Here is a 1,277-nt window from a genome sequence, read left to right as displayed (position 1 = left end):
GGTCGGGTGCTGACGTGTGTCCGGCCTCGTATAGCGACTTCAACACGTCGCGGGCCCTTATGGAATACGTGGATCAGATCCAATTCGGGTCGGCGTGCTCGAGGCACTCATCAATCTGTTGGTTCTTCTGATCCTGTTTCTGACCGATTGCCCATAATCCTCTGTTAGACCTCACCACATTCCGACGTCTCGCGGTCCTGTTCTGCCCTAGACAGAACCAGGCGCCGGAGCTTGATAGACGCCGCCGCGAGCCATCAGAGCCCAAGCGGTTCGCGCCAATTTATTCGCCAAAGCAACTGCAACAAGTTTCGGCGGCTTCTTCAAAAGCATTCTTGCCAACCAGGACCTCGCTGGCGCTCCGTACCGTCTCGCCCAGCGGACAACCGCGGTCGCGCCGAGGACAAGCAGGCGGCGAAGGTCGCGTTGCCCCATCTTCGAAACCTTTCCGAGACGATCCTTACCGCCGGAAGAGTTTTGTTTAGGGGTGAGCCCAATCCATGCCGCGAAGTCGCGCCCCTTGGAGAAGATTTCTGCCGGCGGAGCCAGTGCTTCGATCGCCGTTGCGCAAATCGGGCCGACACCCGGAATAGTCATTAGCCGCGAGGCGAGATCATCCTGTCTGGCGCGGGTACGGAGTTCCTTCTCCAGCACGGCGATCTGTTCGGAGAGAAACACGACTTGTTCCAACAACCCTTTGCACAGCATTCTAGCAACTTCAGGCAGATCGGGATGTGCCGCTATTTGCTCATGCAGGAGCGGTATGTGTTTGATCCCTTGAGGAACGATCAGCCCATACTCCATAAGGTGCCCGCGTAATGCATTGGCTGTTTGCGTGCGCTGTCGAACCAATAGATCGCGCACCTTGAACGTCATGGATGAAGCTTGTTTCTCGGCACTTTTGACGCTTACAAACCGCATCGTCGGTCGCGACGCTGCTTCCGCTATAGCTTCCGCATCGGCAGCATCATTCTTCTGCCGTTTGACGAAGGGCTTAACATAGGACGGGTTGATCAGTCTGATCTCGTGGCCGAACTTACCAATTTCTCTTCCCCAATAATGGGCGCTGGCACAGGCTTCCATCGCCACTACGCAGATGGGGAGCTTGGCAAAGAACTCAAGCAATCTCCCACGGTTCAGTTTCTTACGCAGCGCAACCCTTCCGTCTGGACCTGCGCCGTGGATCTGGAACACGTTCTTTGCCAAATCCAGGCCGATGATGCTAATCTCGTTCATGGACGTCCTCCTTGCTGGTTCTAAGCACACCCGCACTTTGGCAC

Annotated in this window: 1 protein-coding gene; it reads right to left on the bottom strand. The window is 56.2% G+C overall.

The features are described from left to right. Window positions 1-207 precede the first annotated feature (207 nt). A complete protein-coding gene (locus ACP7BS_RS29690; protein ID WP_426240919.1) occupies window positions 208-1,233 on the bottom strand; it encodes an IS110 family transposase in 1,026 nt (341 codons plus the stop codon). Window positions 1,234-1,277 lie beyond the last annotated feature (44 nt).

Source organism: Pararhizobium sp. DWP1-1-3 (assembly GCF_049896125.1).
GTDB lineage: Bacteria > Pseudomonadota > Alphaproteobacteria > Rhizobiales > Rhizobiaceae > Pararhizobium.
Note: the sequence above shows the minus strand (reverse complement) of the source record. Positions and strands in the feature narration are given on the sequence as shown.